The following is a 3,286-nucleotide window of genomic DNA, read 5'->3' on the forward strand; positions in this document are numbered from 1 at the left end:
ATGTACCTTGAAAATTGCATATAAGAAATAGAAATGATAAGATAAATATCTTATTCAAGACATCCGAGGTAATTGTTATTAACAGGAATGTTGTTAATAATTACAACACCTTCGAGAAAACGAAGTAAAAAAACGAACCTAGAACCAACGCCGGTAACGCTATACCGGTGTAGTGATCATCCATTCCCGTGGATGAGAACAAGTTGGTCATGCTGAAAAGAGCGTATGGTGGATGCCTTGGCACTAAGAGCCGATGAAAGACGTGATAAGCTGCGAAAAGCTTCGGGGAGGAGCAAATATCCAATGATCCGGAGATCTCTGAATGGGGAAACCCACTTGAGCAAACCTCAAGTATCCTAACGCCAATCCATAACGTTAGGAAGGGAACCCGGTGAACTGAAACATCTAAGTAGCCGGAGGAAGAGAAAACAACATGTGATTCCGGAAGTAGCGGCGAGCGAAACCGGAAGAGCCCAAACCGGGATGCGTGCATCCCGGGGTTCGGACCGCACAATTGATTCAAGAGTCTTAGCAGAATGGTTTTGGGAAAGCCAGCCAGAGAGGGTGAAAGCCCCGTAAGCGAAAGGACGATTGACAAGGCGGTATCCAGAGTAGGTCGAGACACGTGGAACCTTGACTGAACACGCGGGGACCACCCCGTAAGGCTAAATACTCCTTAGTGACCGATAGCGCATAGTACTGTGAAGGAACGGTGAAAAGGACCCCGGGAGGGGAGTGAAAAAGAACCTGAAACCATATGTTTACAAGCTGTGGAACCACTATAAATGTGGAACCGCGTACTTTTTGTAGAACGGTCCGGCGAGTTGCGCCGGCTGGCGAGGTTAAATCCTACAGGGATGGAGCCGAAGGGAAACCAAGTCTTAATAGGGCCAGAGTCAGTCGGAGCAGACCCGAAACCGGGTGATCTATCCATGTCCAGGTTGAAGTTGCCGTAAAAGGCAATGGAGGACCGAACCCACATCCGTTGAAAAGGGTGGGGATGAGGTGTGGATAGGGGAGAAATTCCAATCGAACCCGGAGATAGCTGGTTCTCCTCGAAATAGCTTTAGGGCTAGCCTCATACAAGTCTTGCGGAGGTAGAGCACTGAATTTCCTAGGGGGCGTCAAAGCTTACCGAAGAATATCAAACTCCGAATGCCGCGTAGATGATGTATGGGAGTCAGACTGCACGAGATAAGTTGGGTAGTCGAAAGGGAAAGAGCCCAGACCTGCAGCTAAGGTCCCAAAATGTGTGTTAAGTGGAAAAGGATGTGGGATTTCGAAGACAACTAGGATGTTGGCTCAGAAGCAGCCATACATTCAAAGAGTGCGTAATAGCTCACTAGTCGAGAGGTCCTGCGCCGAAAATGTCCGGGGCTGAAACACACTACCGAAGCTCAGGAATTAACGAATGTTGATTGGTAGAGGAGCATTGGATACGAGACGAAGCAGTACCGATAAGGAGCTGTGGATTGTATCGAAGAGAGAATGCCGGAATGAGTAGCGAGAGGAAGGTGAGAATCCTTCCGGCCGAATATCTAAGGTTTCCAGAGTAAAGCTGATCTGCTCTGGGTAAGTCGGGGCCTAAGGCGAGGCCGAGAGGCGTAGTCGATGGACAACAGGTTGAGATTCCTGTACCTTAAGTAAACAGAACTGTGGGGACACGTGAGGAGAGCACAAGCCGGGAATGGAAAGACCGGTGCAAGCGAGGTAGGAGTGCAGCTGGCAAATCCGCTGTACAATCTGAAGACGTGATGCGGACCGAATAAAGAGTAGGGAAGTGTGTGAGCCATGCGTCAAGAAAAGCCGCTATTGTTTTACTTAAGCCCGTACCGTAAACCGACACAGGTGGATGAGGAGAGAATCCTAAGGCCGACGGGAGAAGCATTGTTAAGGAACTCGGCAAAATGACTCCGTAACTTCGGGAGAAGGAGTGCCAGTGAAAGCTGGCCGCAGAGAATTGGCCCAAGCAACTGTTTAGCAAAAACACAGGTCTATGCAAAACCGAAAGGTGAAGTATATGGGCTGACGCCTGCCCGGTGCTGGAAGGTTAAGGGGAGAGGTTAGCGGTAACGCGAAGCTTTGAACTTAAGCCCCAGTAAACGGCGGCCGTAACTATAACGGTCCTAAGGTAGCGAAATTCCTTGTCGGGTAAGTTCCGACCCGCACGAAAGGCGTAATGATTTGGGCACTGTCTCAACAATGCACCCGGTGAAATTGAAATACCAGTGAAGATGCTGGTTACCTGCGCCAGGACGGAAAGACCCCATGGAGCTTTACTCCAGCTTGATACTGGGATTCGGTATTGCATGTACAGGATAGGTGGGAGACTGGGAAGTAGTTACGCCAGTAGCTACGGAGTCGCTGTTGGGATACCACCCTTGCAGTATTGGATTTCTAACCAGCGGCCTTAAACAGGTCGGGGGACAATGTCAGGTGGGGAGTTTGACTGGGGCGGTCGCCTCCGAAAGGGTATCGGAGGCGCTCAAAGGTTCCCTCAGAATGGTTGGAAACCATTCGAAGAGTGCAAAGGCAGAAGGGAGCTTGACTGCGACACCGACGGGTGGAGCAGGTACGAAAGTAGGACTTAGTGATCCGGTGGTATAAAGTGGGATTGCCATCGCTCAACGGATAAAAGCTACCCTGGGGATAACAGGCTTATCACTCCCAAGAGTTCACATCGACGGAGTGGTTTGGCACCTCGATGTCGGCTCATCGCATCCTGGGGCTGAAGTAGGTCCCAAGGGTTGGGCTGTTCGCCCATTAAAGCGGTACGCGAGCTGGGTTCAGAACGTCGTGAGACAGTTCGGTCCCTATCCGGCGTGGGCGTAGGATATTTGAGAGGAGCTGTCCTTAGTACGAGAGGACCGGGATGGACTGGCCGCTGGTGTATCTGTTGACTACCAAGGTCATGGCAGAGTAGCCAAGCCGGGACGGGATAAACGCTGAAGGCATCTAAGCGTGAAGCCCCCCTCAAGATGAGATATCCCTACGTAAGTAGTAAGACCCCTTGAAGACGACGAGGTAGATAGGTCAGAGGTGGAAGTGTGGTAACACATGGAGCTGACTGATACTAATCGGTCGAGGGCATGACCAAGCAAGGTGATAGGTAAAGGATGAAGAATATTTCTTGTATGCAGTTTTGAAGGTACATAACCTTTATATGGCCCAGTGGCTCAGTTGGTTAGAGCGCCGCCCTGTCACGGCGGAGGTCGAGAGTTCGAGTCTCTTCTGGGTCGTTTATATGGGATCATAGCTCAGCTGGGAGAGCATCTGCCTTACAAGC

2 tRNA genes and 1 rRNA gene (1 of these 3 cut by a window edge) are annotated in these 3,286 nt (G+C 50.5%); all 3 read left to right on the forward strand.

Going from position 1 to position 3,286, the window contains the following annotated elements:
• Positions 1 to 205 precede the first annotated feature (205 nt).
• Positions 206 to 3,097 (forward strand): 23S ribosomal RNA (locus DW125_RS06105).
• A 68-nt stretch (positions 3,098 to 3,165) separates the two neighbouring features.
• Positions 3,166 to 3,239, forward strand: a tRNA-Asp gene (locus DW125_RS06110).
• A 7-nt stretch (positions 3,240 to 3,246) separates the two neighbouring features.
• A tRNA-OTHER gene (locus tag DW125_RS06115) sits at positions 3,247 to 3,286 on the forward strand (it continues 61 nt past the right edge of the window).

This window comes from Dorea sp. AM10-31, assembly GCF_003435815.1.
In the GTDB taxonomy this organism is placed as follows: domain Bacteria; phylum Bacillota; class Clostridia; order Lachnospirales; family Lachnospiraceae; genus Dorea_D; species Dorea_D hominis.